General features: G+C 60.9%; 14 protein-coding genes and 2 tRNA genes. 13 read left to right on the top strand and 3 right to left on the bottom strand.

The window, feature by feature from the left end; all coding sequences use genetic code 11:
• The first annotated feature begins 191 nt into the window (after positions 1–191).
• The 3 genes from ACQ4W7_RS12775 to ACQ4W7_RS12785 all read left to right on the top strand — a co-directional run bounded on the left by ACQ4W7_RS12775 (position 192) and on the right by ACQ4W7_RS12785 (position 4,604).
• The gene (locus tag ACQ4W7_RS12775; protein ID WP_426072386.1) at positions 192–2,552 is read left to right on the top strand and encodes a DNA translocase FtsK; all 2,361 of its coding nucleotides are present in this window, start codon (positions 192–194) and stop codon (positions 2,550–2,552) included.
• A gap of 5 nt (positions 2,553–2,557) precedes the next feature.
• Positions 2,558–3,214, top strand: a complete 657-nt coding sequence (gene lolA / locus ACQ4W7_RS12780) for an outer membrane lipoprotein chaperone LolA (protein WP_436530878.1) — start codon at positions 2,558–2,560, stop codon at positions 3,212–3,214.
• A gap of 70 nt (positions 3,215–3,284) precedes the next feature.
• Entirely contained in the window at positions 3,285–4,604 is a 1,320-nt protein-coding gene (locus ACQ4W7_RS12785) for a replication-associated recombination protein A (protein ID WP_426072384.1), read from the top strand.
• A gap of 2 nt (positions 4,605–4,606) precedes the next feature.
• On the opposite strand, the gene ACQ4W7_RS12790 is transcribed toward ACQ4W7_RS12785, so the two are convergent.
• Together ACQ4W7_RS12790 and ACQ4W7_RS12795 are read right to left on the bottom strand one after the other, a co-directional pair.
• A complete protein-coding gene (locus ACQ4W7_RS12790; protein ID WP_436530881.1) occupies positions 4,607–5,380 on the bottom strand; it encodes an NAD-dependent epimerase/dehydratase family protein in 774 nt (257 codons plus the stop codon).
• Positions 5,377–5,667 carry a DUF2917 domain-containing protein gene (locus ACQ4W7_RS12795; protein ID WP_426072382.1) on the bottom strand — a complete coding sequence of 97 codons (291 nt, stop codon included), beginning with the start codon at positions 5,665–5,667 and terminating at the stop codon, positions 5,377–5,379. Before ACQ4W7_RS12795 ends, ACQ4W7_RS12790 begins: the two co-directional genes overlap by 4 nt.
• Positions 5,668–5,847: 180 nt before the next feature.
• Here ACQ4W7_RS12795 and ACQ4W7_RS12800 point away from each other — a divergent pair, with 180 nt between their 5' ends.
• From ACQ4W7_RS12800 to hisC, 6 genes are all read left to right on the top strand, one after another.
• Positions 5,848–7,269 (top strand): aminotransferase-like domain-containing protein, encoded by a 1,422-nt coding sequence (locus ACQ4W7_RS12800; RefSeq protein WP_436530883.1) that lies wholly within the window; start codon positions 5,848–5,850, stop codon positions 7,267–7,269.
• A gap of 149 nt (positions 7,270–7,418) precedes the next feature.
• Positions 7,419–7,622, top strand: coding sequence for a hypothetical protein (locus ACQ4W7_RS12805; protein WP_436530885.1), 204 nt, complete (start codon positions 7,419–7,421; stop codon positions 7,620–7,622).
• Positions 7,623–7,769: 147 nt separating this feature from the next.
• Positions 7,770–9,059: a serine--tRNA ligase gene (gene serS / locus ACQ4W7_RS12810; RefSeq protein ID WP_436530887.1), complete on the top strand. Its 1,290-nt coding sequence runs from the start codon at positions 7,770–7,772 to the stop codon at positions 9,057–9,059.
• A 77-nt stretch (positions 9,060–9,136) separates the two neighbouring features.
• A tRNA-Ser gene (locus tag ACQ4W7_RS12815) sits at positions 9,137–9,226 on the top strand.
• Positions 9,227–9,571: 345 nt separating this feature from the next.
• Positions 9,572–9,661, top strand: a tRNA-Ser gene (locus ACQ4W7_RS12820).
• Between the two features lie 229 nt (positions 9,662–9,890).
• Positions 9,891–10,949, top strand: coding sequence for a histidinol-phosphate transaminase (gene hisC / locus ACQ4W7_RS12825; RefSeq protein ID WP_436530889.1), 1,059 nt, complete (start codon positions 9,891–9,893; stop codon positions 10,947–10,949).
• A gap of 48 nt (positions 10,950–10,997) precedes the next feature.
• Here hisC and ACQ4W7_RS12830 read toward each other — a convergent pair whose 3' ends face one another.
• Entirely contained in the window at positions 10,998–11,651 is a 654-nt protein-coding gene (locus ACQ4W7_RS12830) for a PEP-CTERM sorting domain-containing protein (protein WP_436530891.1), read from the bottom strand.
• A gap of 260 nt (positions 11,652–11,911) precedes the next feature.
• On the opposite strand from ACQ4W7_RS12830, the gene ACQ4W7_RS12835 reads away from it, so the two are divergent.
• The 4 genes from ACQ4W7_RS12835 to ACQ4W7_RS12850 all read left to right on the top strand — a co-directional run bounded on the left by ACQ4W7_RS12835 (position 11,912) and on the right by ACQ4W7_RS12850 (position 16,183).
• Complete coding sequence (locus ACQ4W7_RS12835; protein WP_426072377.1) at positions 11,912–12,781, top strand: NAD(P)-dependent oxidoreductase; 870 nt, start codon at positions 11,912–11,914, stop codon at positions 12,779–12,781.
• Between the two features lie 204 nt (positions 12,782–12,985).
• Positions 12,986–14,050 (top strand): YeiH family protein, encoded by a 1,065-nt coding sequence (locus ACQ4W7_RS12840; RefSeq protein WP_426072376.1) that lies wholly within the window; start codon positions 12,986–12,988, stop codon positions 14,048–14,050.
• A 16-nt stretch (positions 14,051–14,066) separates the two neighbouring features.
• Entirely contained in the window at positions 14,067–15,371 is a 1,305-nt protein-coding gene (locus ACQ4W7_RS12845) for a D-amino acid dehydrogenase (protein ID WP_436530894.1), read from the top strand.
• Positions 15,368–16,183: a thiazole synthase gene (locus tag ACQ4W7_RS12850; protein ID WP_436530896.1), complete on the top strand. Its 816-nt coding sequence runs from the start codon at positions 15,368–15,370 to the stop codon at positions 16,181–16,183. Before ACQ4W7_RS12845 ends, ACQ4W7_RS12850 begins: the two co-directional genes overlap by 4 nt.
• Positions 16,184–16,188: the final 5 nt, after the last annotated feature.

Genomic DNA, 16,188 nt, shown 5'->3' on the forward strand with positions numbered 1-16,188 from the left:
TCTATCCGAATTGGGGGCGTACGCGCGAAGAACAAGGGCGTATTGCGCTTGCGCAAGCAATCCACGATTATAGACCAAGCCGCCTGTGGCGACGAATCGTGGGGCCGTCCGGGGCATATATGGCTTAGAATACTTCCTTATTATGGGAAATTCCCTTTCAGAAACATTTTCACCTTGCAGCGCTTCCCAGAATGACTAAACCAGCCCAGGCCAATCAAAATAGCTATACCCGTAAACCGGTCGAACGCCGGCCCCTGCCAAACCGGCTGGTACGGCTGTTGTCCGAGGCGCGCTGGTTCGCGCTGGCCGCGTTTGCCCTGTATTTCGTGCTGATCCTGGCCAGCTTCAACAAGCTCGACCCGGGCTGGTCGCATGCGACCTCCGTCGACAAGGTGGCCAACCTCGGCGGCAAGCTGGGTGCGACCTTCTCCGATTTGTTGCTGTATATCTTCGGCTTTTCCGCCTGGTGGTGGTGCGTCTGGCTGCTGCGCACGGTGTGGAATGGCTATCGCCGGTTGAGCCGCCGCTTCTTGCTGGAAGAGGAAGAGGTGGAGCGCGAGCACCATGTCGAGATGCTGATCCGTATCGTCGGCTTCTCCATCATGCTGATCGGCAGCATGGGCCTGGAGTACCTGCGCATGGCAAAAAGCCTGCACGTGCAACTGCCGCGCGAGCCGGGTGGCGTGCTGGGCCAGCTGGTGGGGCATTCGGCCCACGTGGCTTTTGGTTTCACGGGCGCCACTTTGCTGCTGCTGTTGCTGTTCGGCCTGGGTTTTAGCTTGTTCTTCCATGTGTCCTGGCTGCAAGTGGCCGAACGCATCGGCGGCGCCATCGAAGACGCATTCAACTGGTTCGTGCTGCGCTACCAGGACCGCGAAGACCGCCGCCAGGGCGAAGTGGCTGCCGTGCGCCGCGACGAGGTGGTGGTGATCGAACGGGCCAAGCATGTGGAGAAACACGTGGCCGCGCCGCCGATGAAGATCGAGCCGCAAGTGGTGACGGTGGTGAAATCGGAGCGCGTGGAAAAGGAGCGCCAGGCGCATTTGTTCGAAGGCCTGGGCGATGGCAAGTTGCCGCCGCTGTCGCTGCTCGATGAAGCGCCGCCCGTGGTGGAAACGGTCTCCGTGGAAACCTTGGAATTTACGAGCCGCCTGATCGAAAAGAAATTGTCCGACTTTGGCGTGGATGCCAAGGTAGTGGTCGCTTACCCCGGCCCTGTCGTCACGCGTTACGAAATCGAGCCGGCCACGGGCGTCAAGGGCAGCCAGATCGTGGGCCTGGCGCGCGACCTGGCCCGTTCGCTGTCCTTGACGTCGATCCGCGTGGTGGAAACCATTCCCGGCAAGAATTACATGGCGCTGGAACTGCCGAACAGCAAGCGCCAGATCGTGCGCCTGACGGAAATCCTCGGCTCCAAGGTCTACAACGATGGCGTGTCCAGCCTGACGATCGCGCTGGGCAAGGATATCGCCGGCAAGCCCGTCGTGGCCGACCTGGCCAAGATGCCCCACTTGCTGGTGGCCGGTACCACGGGTTCCGGTAAATCCGTGGGCATCAATGCGACGATTCTGTCGCTGCTGTACAAATCCGACCCGCTCGACGTGCGTTTGATCCTGATCGATCCGAAGATGCTGGAAATGTCTGTCTACGAAGGCATTCCGCATTTGCTCGCGCCCGTCGTCACCGACATGCGCCAGGCCGGCCACGCGCTGAACTGGGCCGTGAACGAGATGGAGCGTCGCTACAAGCTGATGAGCAAGATGGGCGTGCGTAACCTGGCCGGCTATAACGCAAAGATTGCTGACGCGAAAAAACGCGAAGAACACATCCCGAATCCGTTCAGCCTGACGCCGGATTCGCCGGAACCGCTGGAAAAATTGCCGACCATCGTCATCATCATCGACGAGCTGGCCGATTTGATGATGGTGGTGGGCAAAAAAGTCGAGGAATTGATCGCGCGTATCGCGCAAAAGGCGCGTGCCGCTGGTTTGCACTTGATTCTGGCCACGCAGCGCCCATCTGTAGACGTGATCACGGGTTTGATCAAGGCCAACATTCCCACGCGTATCGCCTTCCAAGTGTCGTCGAAGATTGACTCGCGCACGATTCTGGACCAGATGGGTGCGGAAGCGCTGCTGGGCATGGGCGACATGTTGTACATGCCGCCTGGCACCGGCTTGCCGATGCGCGTGCACGGCGCGTTTGTTTCCGATGAGGAAGTCCACAGAGTCGTCAGTTATTTGAAGCTGCAGGGCGAACCGAATTACATCGAGGGCATCCTCGAAGGCGGCACCCTGGAAGGCGACGGCGCTGAAGGCGGCGCGCCGGGCGAGGGCGGCGGCGAGGCCGATGCCTTGTACGACCAAGCGGTAGCGGTGGTGCTGAAAAACCGCCGCGCCTCGATTTCGCTGGTGCAGCGTCATTTGCGCATCGGCTACAACCGCGCCGCCCGTCTGCTCGAGCAGATGGAGCAGAGCGGGGTGGTATCAACCATGCAATCCAATGGCAACCGGGAAATCCTGGTGCCGGCGGCAAGTAGCGAACAAGGGTAAACAGAATGAAGAACAAGACTTTCGCAACAAAAATGATGATCGGCGCGACCAGTGTCGTTTGCAGCCTGCTGTTTGCGGCCAGCGCCTCGGCCAGCGCGCTCGAGCAATTCAAGAGCTTTGCGGCCGGCACCAAGTCGGCCAAGGGCGAGTTCGTGCAGCGCCAGGTCAAGAAGGCGGACGCCAGCGGCAAGGCGAAAGTGTCGACGCCGGCCAGCGGCACGTTTGAATTTGCCCGTCCAGGCAAGTTCATCTGGACCTATCTGAAACCGTACGAACAGCTGCTGCAAGCCGACGGTGACAAGTTGTATATCTACGACAAGGACTTGAGCCAGGTGACGGTGAAGAAACTGGGCGACGCCCTCGGTTCCTCGCCGGCCGCCATCTTGTTTGGCAGCAATGACCTGGAAAAGAATTTCACCCTGGCCGAAGCAGGCACGCGCGACGGCCTGGAATGGCTGAAGGCTACACCGAAGGCCAAGGACACGACCTTCGATGAAATCACCATCGGCCTGCGCAACGGCGTGCCGGAAGCGATGGAATTGCGCGACTCGTTCGGCCAGACCTCGGTACTGGCGTTCAAGAACTTCCAGAAAAATCCAGCCTTGTCTGCCAATCACTTTAAATTTGTCATGCCCAAGGGCGCGGATGTCATCAATAATTGATTCTTGACGTCTTGTTGTTGACCGGCCTCGCAGCGATGCGGGGCCTTTGCATTCTTACCCGGTAAATATTATGGCGGATCTCTTTTCCACCGCACCGCGCCAGCCGCTGGCCGAAGCCTTGCGGCCTGCTACCCTCAACGAAGTCATCGGCCAGACGCATTTGTTGGGCGTGGGCAAGCCGCTGCGCCTGGCGTTCGAAGCGGGCAAGGCCCATTCGATGATTTTATGGGGCCCGCCCGGCGTGGGCAAGACCACGCTGGCGCGCTTGATGGCGAATGCCTTCGACAGCGAATTCATCGCCCTGTCGGCCGTGTTTGCTGGCGTGAAAGATATCCGCGCAGCCATGGACCAGGCGCGTCACAGCCTGGATCAGTTTGGCAAGCACACTTTATTGTTCGTTGACGAAATCCACAGGTTTAATAAATCGCAGCAGGACGCCTTGCTGCCTTTTGTCGAATCGGGCCTCGTGACCTTCATCGGCGCGACGACGGAAAACCCCAGCTTCGAAGTCAATTCGGCATTGCTGTCGCGCGCGCAAGTGTATGTGCTCAAGTCGCTCAACGAAGACGAAATGAAGCTGCTGCTGGTCAAGGCACAGTCGACGGCGCTGACGCATTTGAGCTTCGACGATGCTGCCGCCGACACCCTGATCGGTTACGCGGATGGCGATGCAAGGCGCTTTTTGAACTTGCTGGAGCAGGCCGAGACGGCCGCCAGCTCGACAGGGACGACCAAGATCGACGCGGCTTTTGTCGACAATGCGCTGACCCTGAATTCGCGCCGCTTCGACAAGGGCGGCGACAATTTCTATGACCAGATTTCCGCCCTGCACAAGTCCGTGCGTGGTTCGAACCCGGACGCGGCCCTGTACTGGTTTTGCCGCATGATCGATGGCGGCGCCGACCCGCGCTATTTGTCGAGGCGCATCGTGCGCATGGCCTGGGAAGACATCGGCCTGGCCGACCCCCGCGCCTTGACCATGGTCAATGACGCGGCGGAAACGTATGAGCGCCTGGGGTCGCCCGAAGGCGAGCTGGCCCTGGGGCAGGCGGTGATTTACCTGGCGATTGCTGCAAAAAGCAATGCCGGCTACAACGCCTTCAACACGGCCATGGCTTTCGTCAAGAAGGATAAATCGAAGGAAGTGCCCGTGCACTTGCGCAATGCGCCGACGAAGCTGATGAAGGAACTGGGCTACGGTCACGCCTACCGCTACGCGCATGATGAGCCCGATGCGTATGCGGCCGGCGAAACCTATTTCCCGGACGGCATGGCGGAACCGGGCTGGTACCAGCCCGTGCCGCGCGGCCTGGAAAGTAAAATAGCCGATAAATTGGCCTGGTTGCGCGAGCTGGACAGAAAAGCAGGAAAATCAGCCGGCAAGGGCTGAGGCTACAAGCCCAGCAAACTAAAACCGTCATCCTGCGGCGCGTAGCCGACCAGCTGGCGCGTCGCTGCTATCGACAGGCGTTTATAGCGGTTGTCGGACACCCCATGCACGACGTGGTAGCCGGTCGGCAGCTGTGCACTCACGCTGCGGGCCAGCAATTGCACCACATCGCGCTCGCTGATGAAGGCAGCGATGTCGCGTGCGCTGTGCTGTTGACCTGGCGCAAAGTTGGCCACGTTGGCGATGCGCACGGCTATCGCCGTCATGCCGTGTTGGTGCGCGAAGGCCGAGGCCACGCCTTCGCCGAAGGCCTTGCTGGCGCCATACATGTTGGCGGGCCGGGCCGGCATGTTTTCCTGCACTTGCACGTCCAGCGGATAGCCTTCCACGGCTTGCGCGCTGCTGGCAAACACGACTCTTTTCACACCTTGTGCCTGTGCCGCGCGGAAGATGTTGTGCGTGCCGATGATGTTCGGTTGCAGCAATTGCGCATCGAAATCGGCGCTGGCGTGCGGTACGCCGGCCAGGTGCAGCACCACGTCGATGTCGGCGCAGGCGGCCAGGCAGGCGGCATAGTCGCTGACGTCCAGCGCGATAACCGGGCAGGGCGCTGGCGCCATGCCGTCCGTGTGCAGGTCGGCCAGGCGCAGGGAGAATTCCCCGTGCCGGCGTTTCCAGAAAGCGGTGCCGATGATGCCGGCGGCGCCCGTGACGAGGACGCGCAATGGTGTGGCTGCTTGACTCAGTGTTGCTTGACGCAGTGATGTTTGAATCATGTATTCCTTGTATCCACTATGTGAGGCAGTGCCAGGTTCAGCCAGCGCAGCAGGGCGGGGCGGGGTGCTGTGGTCCCATGCACGCGGATGTGTCCGCTACCCACGGCTTCGACCAGCACCAGGCCGTCATTCGGTATCGTGTAGCGTTCGCCGCTGCGCAGTACGCAATCCTCGAACTGGGCATAGGCCGTGATCCACGCCATGCCGGACAGGCATTCGATGACCCTGGCGTGCGCTTTTTCCAGGCGTAAAGGCCGTTCGCTGCGTAATTCATGGTCGGTATGCATGGCATCGCTCCTGTTGTGCTGACAGGAACAGCTTAGGTGCTTGCGGTGAACCATGACAGATGCAGGAAAACGAAATTGTCATGAATACAGTACATTTCGTCGTAGACTGTGCTTGTCAAAAAATCGGGCAACTGTATCTGTGCGGGCCGCGCGCGGCAGCCGCATACTGAAGGGATGAACATGAGCGCGCATTTGAATCTGTATGAGCACCTGGCCAACGAGCTGGGCGCTTTGATCGACTCGCGCGTGTTTGCTCCCGGCGACCGCCTGCCGTCGATCCGCCACCTGGCGCAGCAAAAACGCATCTCCGTCAGCACGGTGATGCAAGCCTTGCGCCTGATGGAAGACCGGGGGCAAGTCGATGCGCGGCCCCAGTCCGGTTACTTTGTGCGCCACCGGGCGCCGCGCCGCCCGTGCAGTGCCGACGCCCAGCATTTGAAGGAGCCGGCCTTTGTCGGCATCAATAATCTCTTGATGCGCGTGCTGAAGGATAACGAGACGGCGAATATCGTGCAGCTGGGCACGGCCTGGCCGCCCGATGAGATATTGCCCGTCAAGCGCATGCAGCGCACCATCAGCGCGGTGGCGCGGCGCGAGCCCGCTTTATTGAGCAAGGTGAGTTGCTACGACGTCAGCGAAGGCAATTTCTTGCGCCAGGTCACGCGCCGGGCGCTGGACTGGGGCAAGCTGGACCCGCACGAGATCGTCGTGACGAATTCCTGCACGGAGGCGATCAGCCTGTGCCTGCGCGCCGTCGCCAAGCCGGGCGACACCATCGCCATCGAGTCGGCCACGTATTTCGTGTTGCTGCAGATGATAGAAAGTCTGGGCATGAAGGCGCTGGAAATTCCCACCGACCCGAAGACGGGACCGTCGCTCGATGCGCTCGAGCTGGCCCTGCGCGCCGGCCTCGTGCAAGCTTGCTTGTTCGTGCCGAACGCTAACAACCCGCTCGGTTGCGTCATGCCGGAAGCAAACAAGAAGCGGCTGGCGGGGTTGCTGTCGGAATTCAATATTCCGCTGGTGGAAGACGATGTATATGGCGACCTGTGCTTTGCCCCGCAGCGGCCTTGGCCCGTGAAGGCCTACGACACGAGCGGCAACGTCTTGCTGTGCTCCTCGTTTTCCAAGGCCATCACGCCCGCGTCGCGCGTGGGCTATGTGCTGGCCGGGCGTTTCGCGCAGGAAGTGGCCTTGCTGAAAACCGTGTCGAGCGGTGCCACCAGTCATTTCTTCCAGGCGGTGCTGGCCGACTTTTTGGAAGGCAGTAGCTACGACCAGCAGCTGCGCAAGATGCGGCGCACCCTGGTGCAGCGCATCGCCCGCATGTCCGACGCCGTGGCGGCCAGCTTTCCGGCGGACTGCATGCTGTCCGAGCCGCAGGGCGGTTTCGTGTTGTGGGTACAGATGCCGCCGCAAATCGATGCGCTGGCCCTGCATGGCCAGGCGATCGCCGATGGCGTGGCGTATATGCCGGGCCAGCTGTTCTCGGCGTCGGGCAAGTTCAGCAATTATCTGCGCCTCAATTGCGGCAATGCCTGGACGCCGCGCATCGAGCAAGCGATCGGCCGCCTGGGCCGCCTGGTCAAGGATTCCCTGTAATACCTCTTTTCGCTTCAGCCCCCGTTTTTCACCGTTCGCTCCCTGTTTTTCGCCGCTGGTCGCAAGCCGGTGGCGTTGTTTGTCGCCGTTGGCTAAAGTACCACCATACCAGCAGCAGTCAACGACGCAAACTAACCAGGAGTCACATCATGAGCGCACTGAAAAACATGGAAATCACCTTTGTCGCCGCCGCCATTATCGCCATCGGCGCCAGCTTTGCCAGCGCCGGCGCGAATACGGTGGAAGTGAGCGCCAGCAGCACGGTGATCGCCCAGGCTGCCGACAGCACGATGCCTGTCGTCACCGTCAGCGCCCGCCGCCTGAGTGCTGCCGAAAAAGCCGCCTTTATTTAAGCACTAAGCTAAGCAACAAATGTAAAGCGGGCGCGAGTGCCCAGCCAAGCTGCCATGACGATGGCCAGCCATGTGCAAAACTCCGAATGAACTGAACGGGTCTTGGTACAATGAGTGCTTTCGATACATCGGCACCGCCATCCACCCATGATAGATATCCAACTTCTCCGTAAAGACATCGCCACCGTCGCAGAACGCCTGGCGACGCGCAAATTCCAGCTCGACGTGGCAGGTTTCAATGCCCTCGAAGCCGAACGCAAGGCGATCCAGACGCGCACCGAAGAGCTGCAGGGCAAGCGCAATGCGCTGTCCAAGCAAATCGGCATGTTGAAAGGCAAGGGGGAAGACACCTCGGCCGTGATGGCGCAAGTGGCCGGCCTGGGCGATGAACTGAAAGCTGATGAAGCGGCCCTGACCCTGGTGCAAGCCAAGCTGAGCGACTTCATCATGGCCGTGCCGAACTTGCCGCACGAATCGTCGCCCGTGGGTACGGACGAGTCGGGCAACGTGGAAGTGCGCAAGGTTGGCACGCCACGCACTTTTGACTTTGAAGTCAAGGATCACGTCGACGTGGGCGCTCCGCTGGGCCTCGATTTCGAAGTGGCCACCAAGCTGACCGGTTCGCGTTTCTCCGTCATGAAAGGTGGCATCGCCCGCCTGCACCGCGCGCTGGCGCAATTCATGCTCAACACGCACGTGGACGAGCATGGCTACACGGAATGCTATACCCCGTACATGGTCAATGCCGATTCGCTGCGCGGCACGGGCCAGTTGCCGAAATTCGAAGCCGATTTGTTTTCGGTGAAAAAAGGCGGCGCGGAAGGCGAGGGCGAGACCTTCTACCTGATCCCCACCTCGGAAGTGTCGCTGACCAACATCGCCCGCGATGAAATTCTGGCGCTCGATCAACTGCCCCTGAAAATGACGGCCCACACGCCATGCTTCCGCTCGGAAGCGGGCAGCTACGGCCGCGACACGCGCGGCATGATCCGCCAGCACCAATTCGACAAGGTGGAAATGGTGCAAGTGGTGCACCCGGACACTTCGTACCAAGTGCTCGATGAAATGGTCGGCCACGCGGAAAGCATCCTGCGACGCCTGGGCTTGCCATACCGCGTGATGTCGCTGTGCACGGGCGACATGGGTTTTGGCGCCACCAAGACCTTCGACCTGGAAGTGTGGTTGCCGGCGCAAAACACTTACCGTGAGATTTCGTCCCTGTCGAACTGCGAAGCCTTCCAGGCCCGCCGCATGCAAGCGCGTTTCCGCAACGCCGCCGGCAAGCCGGAACTGGCGCACACCCTGAACGGCTCCGGCCTGGCAGTGGGCCGCACCCTGGTGGCCGTGCTGGAAAACTACCAGCAAGCGGACGGCAGCGTCGAAATCCCGCCAGTGCTGCGCCCATACATGGGTGGCTTGACGCATCTGAAGGCGTAAAATAGTCCTTCCATTTTTTCAAGCGGCTGCTATAATCTTGCCTTCTCGCAGCAATGCGGGGAAAGACCGCAGTAAATGGAGAGGTGGCAGAGTGGTCGAATGTACTTGACTCGAAATCAAGCGTACGTTAAATCGTACCGTGGGTTCGAATCCCACCCTCTCCGCCAGAACAAATAGAGAAAGCTCCCGCAAGGGAGCTTTTTTTATTTGTGGCGGCGAAGAGGAGCAAGGCGCCTGCGCGCCTTGCGAGTGGGATTCGAAGCTCCGCGCATATTTGCGCGGAGCTTTCCGAATCGTCAAATTGGTTTTGACGCGTGCGCCAAGGCGGCAGGTTCGAAGACGAGCGCGTACTCGCGCGAGGCTCCCCGAATCGTCCAATAGGTTTTGGCTTTAATTACCAGCTTTCAGTTGCAAATCACCAATAACCCCCTACCCAACCCAACAACACCCATGCTAAAATAGCGCCTCGTTCAAACCGGCATGCCAGTTTGAACGAATAGACCGCAGTAAACGGAGAGGTGGCAGAGTGGTCGAATGTACTTGACTCGAAATCAAGCGTACGTTAAATCGTACCGTGGGTTCGAATCCCACCCTCTCCGCCAGAATACATAAGAGAAGCTCCCGCAAGGGAGCTTTTTTTATTCCTGCAATGCCAGAAAATCACCAGCGCATCAAGGCCAGGTAGAAAAATCGCCCAAAGCGCGCAGCGCAAGGCAGTTTTTCCTCCATTCAAGCTCTAATGGCCAGCGCCCCCGCCACCTTGATCTCCCTCAGCCATGGTAATCTACCCGATCACTATCCTGCCCCCATACCAAAGTAATGAGCAAAGCAATGAGCCGATTCTGGAGCAACATCGTCAGCGAGCTGACCCCCTACATCCCCGGCGAGCAGCCCAAACTGCCCGACCTGGTCAAACTCAACACCAACGAAAATCCCTACGGCCCGTCGCCGCACGTCCTGGCCGCGCTGCACGAAGCAGCCAACGACAGCCTGCGCCTCTACCCTGATCCTTCGGCCAGCGAACTCAAGCAAACCCTGGCCGACTACCACGGTTTGAACAGCGCGCAAGTGTTCGTCGGCAATGGTTCCGACGAAGTGCTGGCGCTGGCCTTCATGGCCTTGCTCAAGCACGATGCGCCGCTGCTGTTCCCCGACATCAGCTACAGCTTTTATCCCGTGTATTGCAAGCTGTATGGCATCGATTACCGTACCGTGCCCCTCGACGAGTCCATGCGCATCCGTCCGCAAGACTACCAGGGGCCATGCGGCGCCATCATCTTCCCGAATCCCAATGCGCCGACAGGCGTGAACTTGCCGCTGGCCGGCGTGGAAACCCTGCTGCGCGACCATCCAGACGCCGTGGTGGTGGTCGATGAAGCGTATGTGGATTTCGGCGGGGAAAGTGCCGTGGCCCTGGTCGACCGTTATCCGAACTTGCTGGTGGTGCAGACGTTCTCGAAATCGCGCTCGCTGGCGGGCTTGCGCGTGGGTTGCGCCTTCGGGCATGCAGACTTGATCGAGGCGCTGGAAAGAGTGAAGAACAGTTTCAATTCCTATCCGCTGGACCGGCTGGCGCTGGCCGGCGCCGTTGCCTCGCTGCACGACGAAGCGTATTTCCAGCAGACGCGCCAGGCCGTCATCGCCAGCCGCGAACAGCTGACGGCGGATTTGACGGCGCTGGGCTTCGAGGTGCTGCCCTCGGTGGCCAATTTTATCTTCGCCCGCCACCCGCAGCATGACGCGGCGCAACTGGCGGCCGGCTTGCGCGCCCGTTCCGTGATCGTGCGCCATTTTAATGTGCCGCGCATCAGCCAGTATTTGCGCATCAGCATAGGCAACCCGGCCGAGTGTGCAGCCTTGATGGCCGCATTGCGCGAGATATTGTCGTGATGGAAAGCCTGGTACGACTGGCGGCAGCCGTACCAGGCGCCAGTTTGTTTACTGCGGGCTGGCCCGGCGGCGGCGCGACATGAAGCCGAGCAAGCCCAGGCCGCCCAACAGCATGCCATAAGTGGCTGGCTCCGGTACGGCCGACACGGACAGGTTATTGATGGTGGGCCAGATACCGATCTGTCCGGCGGTGCTGACGGACAGGTCGGAGAAAGCGCCCGTCGACAGGAAGCCGATAAATGATGCCTGCGTCGGCAGAGCCAGTTCGTAGGTGAGCAGTTCACCCAGTGCATTGCGCGCTGTCAAGGTGATGGTCTGGCCGTCGGCATATTCACCAGCAAAGTTCGAGCCGAAGAAGAAGCCCCCCACCCCGCGTACGACACTGGAAAAGTTGGAGAACACCACGCTGTCGTTGCGGTTGTTCGTACTCAGCCAGTTGTCGCTGCCCGTGCCGGCGCCATACAGGATGGGCGAGGTACCAACGCTGCTCACCGTGTAGGCGTAGCTGCCGGCGTTACGGTTCAGCGGGCCGTCGAGCGCGTCGATGGGCAAATCATCAAAGGTATCGACGCCCGTATTACCGGCCGCTGCCAGATAGGCGGACTGGCTCGTAAAGAGCGTGATGTCTGCGTGTGCGGCGCTGGCGGCGAGCAGCAGGGCGGCGGCGCTGATGATTTTCAGGCGGGAGAAAGTAGTTTGCAAGATCGACTCCTTAACAAGGGTTGGGAAAAGGATGTGGCAAAAAGTTTACTTATTTATAATGCCAATTGAATATAATATTAACTAGAAAAAAATGCAATATAAAGTTCTTTATGATAATTTCTGTCATGTATAGTTGAAATGCGGATGTTTCCCAATCGCCACTCCTTGTGCGCCAAACGTCGCCCAGGGCAGCGCCATGCCGCCACCATGGGCCATTTGTGCAACAATAATTGGATTCATTCATCGACAGGACGGACAATATGGCAAAAGTGGCATTCATCGGTTTGGGCGTCATGGGTTTCCCCATGGCAGGTCACCTGGCGGCGGGCGGGCACGACGTCACCGTGTACAACCGCAACCCGGCCCGCGCGGCTGCCTGGCTGGAACAATACAAGGGCAGCAGCGCCGCCACGCCAGCCGCCGCGGCTGCGGGCGCCGAGTTCGTCTTCACCTGCATCGGCAACGATAACGACCTGTATCAAGTCATCCTGGAAGAGGGCGGCTTGCTGTCCGCCATGGCACCGGGCAGCATCCTGATCGACCATACGACAGCTTCCGCCGAAGCGGCGCGCACCATCCACGCAGCGGCGCAAGAGCAGGGCGTATTCTTCCTTGACGCGCCCGTGTCCGGCGGCCAGGCGGGCGCGGAAAACGGCAAGCTGACGGTGATGGTGGGCGGCGATGCGGAAGCTTATGCACGCGCCGAACCTGTCATCGCCCTGTTCGCGCGCGCCGTCACCTACATGGGCGCGTCCGGTTCGGGCCAGCTGACGAAAATGGTCAACCAGATCTGCATCGCGGGCCTGGTGCAAGCGCTCAGCGAAGGCATTGCCTTTGCGGAAAACGCGGGCCTGGACGCGGCCCTGGTGGTCGACGTGATTTCCAAGGGCGCGGCGCAGTCGTGGCAGCTGGAAAACCGGGGCAAGACCATGATAGCGCGCAAGTTCGACTTCGGTTTCGCCGTCGATCTGATGCGCAAGGACCTGGGCATCTGCCTCGCCGAAGCCAAGCGCAACGGCAGCGATTTGCCCGTGACGACCTTGACGGACCAGTTCTATGGCGAAGTGCAGCAGGCAGGCGGCAACCGTTATGACACGTCGAGCCTGATCACTCGCCTCAGCAAGAAATAGATATTTACAACGTCACTTGAGCGGCGCGTCCCTGCAGAGGGCCGCGCCGCTTATCGTTTACGCCAGTATCAACCTTAAAACGTCAGTTTCCGGAACATCCGGTTTCGATTTTAATGGAAAAGCATGGACTTCGCTAGCTCATCGTGTATTATTAAAAAACGAGATGAAATGTCCCAGTTTTTAAAACATTATGAGCGGACCCGCATGAAAACCAACTCCTCAGCGATAACACGCGTTGTCGACAAGAACATTCCCTACTTGTCATCCGCCGTTGCCATCTGGCGCCCCCGCGCCGTGCTGCGCAGCTGGCCCGGCGTGGCCATCGCGCTGGTAATCGCCCTGTCGGCCACCTTTATCTCCAGTAATTACGGCGGTCCGCAACTGCTGTACGCATTGTTCTTCGGCCTGGCCTTCCACTTCCTTGCGTCCGACCCCACCTGCAAGCCCGGCATCGAGTTTTGCAGTAAGGTGTTGCTGCGCATGGGCGTGGCGCTGCTGGGGGCGCGCATTACCTTCAACCAGATCGCCTCGGTTGGCGTGACGCCCCTGCTGATCGTCGTCGGCGGCCTGGTGGCGACTTTGGGCTTCGGCTACCTGCTGGCCAGGTGGCTCAAGCGGCCCCTCACGGAAGGCATTTTGTCGGGCGGCTCCGTGGCCATCTGCGGCGCCTCGGCCGCACTGGCCATCTCGGCCGTACTGCCGCAAACCAAGGAAAACGAAAAATTCACCCTGCTGACGGTGGTGGGCGTGACGTCGCTATCGACCCTGGCCATGATCGTCTACCCGCTGCTGGTCAAGCTGCTGGGCTTTGACCCCACCGAGGCGGGCGTGTTCATCGGTGGCACCATCCATGACGTGGCGCAAGTGGTGGGTGCCGGCTATCTGGTGAGCAACCATACGGGTGACGTGGCCACCTTCGTGAAACTGACGCGTGTCGCTTGCCTCGTGCCCGTCGTGCTGGGCCTGTCGATCATGTTCAAGCGCAAGGATGGCAAGAGCGAGGTCGACGCGCCGCCGCTGGTGCCCTTCTTCCTGATTGGCTTTGTCTGGCTCGTCATTACCAATAGCCTGGGTCTGATTCCGCAGGAAGTGAATGGCTGGATCAACCATGCCTCGCGCGCCTGTCTCGTCATCGCCATTGCCGCGCTGGGCGTGAAAACGTCGTTCCAGTCGCTGGCCTCGCTGGGCTGGCGTCCCGTCATCATGCTGGTGATGGAAACGGTGTGGATCGCCGCCTTCGTCGCCATCGCCGTGCTGCTGACGCGTTAAGCCGCCATCGTCCGCCATGAAGATCCTTGTCCTCGGCGCCGGCGTGGTCGGCACGGCATCGGCCTGGTACTTGCGCCAGGCTGGCCACGATGTGCGCGTACTTGAGCGCCAGGCGGGCGTCGCGCAGGAAACCAGCTTTGCTAACGGCGGGCAGATTTCCGTCTCGCACGCGGAGCCGTGGGCGAATCCCGCCACCCTGCGCAAGGTGCTCACGTGGCTGGGCAAGGACGACGCGCCGCTGCTGTTCCGCCCCCGCCTGGACCCGCTGCAATGGCAATGGGTGCTGCACTACCTGCGCGAATGTTTGCCGTCGAGGGTGTCGCGCAATATGCGTCAGATCGTTGCGCTGGCCGACTACAGCCGGCAGAGCTTGCAAGCCTTGCGCCGCGAGACGGGCATAGCCTACGACCACCTGGAGCGGGGCATCTTGCATTTCTATACGGACCAGCAGGAATTTGAACAATCGCAAACGGGCTGCGCGCTCTTGCGCGAACTGGGCTGCCCGCGCAACACGGTCAGCGCCGACGAAGTGATCCGCATCGAGCCAGCCCTGGCCTCCGCGCGCAGCCGCATCGTGGGCGGCGACTTCACGGCCAGCGACGAGTCGGGCGACGTGCATTTGTTTACCAAGGCGCTGGCCGCGCGCGCCGCCGCAGCCGGCGTGGATTTTCGCTTTGGCACGACGGTGTCGCGTCTGCTGGCGGATGGAGAACGCATCACGGGCGTGGAATGCATCGATGCGCAGGGCCGTCACCGCCTGGAGCATGCGGACGCCGTGGTGGTGGCCATGGGCAGCTTTTCGGCACCGCTGCTGCAGCCGCTGGGCATCCGCCTGATGCTGTATCCGGGCAAGGGGTATTCGGCCACCTATCCGATTGTCGACCCCGTCAGCGCGCCTTCCGTGTCACTGACGGACGATGGCCATAAACTGGTGTTTTCACGCCTGGGCGAGCGCCTGCGCGTGGCGGGTACGTGCGAGTTGAACGGCTATACGCGCGAACTGAACCCCGTGCGCTGCGCCGCCATCACGCGCCGCGTGCAAGCCCTGTTTCCCCACGCCTGCGATTACAGCGACCCCGTCTACTGGGCCGGCCTGCGTCCGCTGACCCCCTCGAACGTGCCGTACATCGGCGCCACGCGCTACCGTCAGCTCTATCTGAACACAGGCCACGGCACCCTGGGCTGGACCATGGGCTGCGGCGCGGGCCGGGCAATCGCCGACTTCGTGTCGGGGCGGCGACCCGACGTCGATTTTGCGTTTTGCGGCGAATCCTCCCGGCAAGAGGCCGCTTTGGTTCAACTTAGGAGAGCACCACGATGAGAGACGCCACCACCCCCAGCCAAGCACCGACCGGCCTGACCCTGGCAGGCACCACCTACCAATCGCGCCTGCTGGTGGGCACGGGCAAGTACAAGGATTTCGAGGAAACGCGCCTGGCCATCGAGGAAAGCGGCGCCGAGATCGTCACGGTCACCATCCGGCGCGTGAATATCGGCCAGGAAAAGGGCGAGCCGAATCTGCTCGACTTCATCCCGCCGTCGAAATACACGATTCTGCCCAACACGGGCGGCTGCTATAACGCGCGCGACGCCGTCTACACCCTGCAACTGGCGCGCGAGCTGCTGGGCGGGCACCAGCTATGCAAGCTGGAAGTGCTCGGCGACGAAAAGACCTTGTTCCCGAACATGCCGGAAACGTTAAAAGCGGCCGGGGAGCTGGTGCGCGACGGCTTCCAGGTGATGGTGTATTGCAGCGACGACCCCATCCAGGCGCGCATGCTGGAAGAGATCGGCTGCATCGCCGTCATGCCGCTGGCGTCACTGATCGGCTCGGGCATGGGCATTTTGAATCCGTGGAATCTGTCGCTGATCATCGAGCAAGCCACGGTGCCCGTGCTGGTCGATGCCGGCGTGGGCACGGCGTCGGACGCGGCCATCGCCATGGAACTCGGCTGCGACGGCATCTTGATGAATACCGCCATCGCGGCGGCGCGCGAACCGATACGCATGGCGCGCGCCATGAAACTGGCAGTGCAGGGCGGACGCGAGGCTTACCTGGCCGGACGCATGCCCCGGAGAGCGAGCGCCATGAGCGCTACGCCCTCGTCGCCGATGGCCGGGCTGATCGCCTGAGCCGC

The sequence above is a fragment of the Janthinobacterium algoris genome, from assembly GCF_051380935.1.
Lineage (GTDB): Bacteria > Pseudomonadota > Gammaproteobacteria > Burkholderiales > Burkholderiaceae_D > Janthinobacterium.

Coding starts and splice junctions, on each gene's coding strand:
- ACQ4W7_RS12775 (WP_426072386.1), top strand. CDS start 192: ATGACTAAACCAGCCCAGGCCAATCAAAATAGCTATACCCGTAAACCG.
- lolA (WP_436530878.1), top strand. CDS start 2,558: ATGAAGAACAAGACTTTCGCAACAAAAATGATGATCGGCGCGACCAGT.
- ACQ4W7_RS12785 (WP_426072384.1), top strand. CDS start 3,285: ATGGCGGATCTCTTTTCCACCGCACCGCGCCAGCCGCTGGCCGAAGCC.
- ACQ4W7_RS12790 (WP_436530881.1), bottom strand. CDS start 5,380: ATGATTCAAACATCACTGCGTCAAGCAACACTGAGTCAAGCAGCCACA.
- ACQ4W7_RS12795 (WP_426072382.1), bottom strand. CDS start 5,667: ATGCATACCGACCATGAATTACGCAGCGAACGGCCTTTACGCCTGGAA.
- ACQ4W7_RS12800 (WP_436530883.1), top strand. CDS start 5,848: ATGAGCGCGCATTTGAATCTGTATGAGCACCTGGCCAACGAGCTGGGC.
- ACQ4W7_RS12805 (WP_436530885.1), top strand. CDS start 7,419: ATGAGCGCACTGAAAAACATGGAAATCACCTTTGTCGCCGCCGCCATT.
- serS (WP_436530887.1), top strand. CDS start 7,770: ATGATAGATATCCAACTTCTCCGTAAAGACATCGCCACCGTCGCAGAA.
- hisC (WP_436530889.1), top strand. CDS start 9,891: ATGAGCCGATTCTGGAGCAACATCGTCAGCGAGCTGACCCCCTACATC.
- ACQ4W7_RS12835 (WP_426072377.1), top strand. CDS start 11,912: ATGGCAAAAGTGGCATTCATCGGTTTGGGCGTCATGGGTTTCCCCATG.
- ACQ4W7_RS12840 (WP_426072376.1), top strand. CDS start 12,986: ATGAAAACCAACTCCTCAGCGATAACACGCGTTGTCGACAAGAACATT.
- ACQ4W7_RS12845 (WP_436530894.1), top strand. CDS start 14,067: ATGAAGATCCTTGTCCTCGGCGCCGGCGTGGTCGGCACGGCATCGGCC.
- ACQ4W7_RS12850 (WP_436530896.1), top strand. CDS start 15,368: ATGAGAGACGCCACCACCCCCAGCCAAGCACCGACCGGCCTGACCCTG.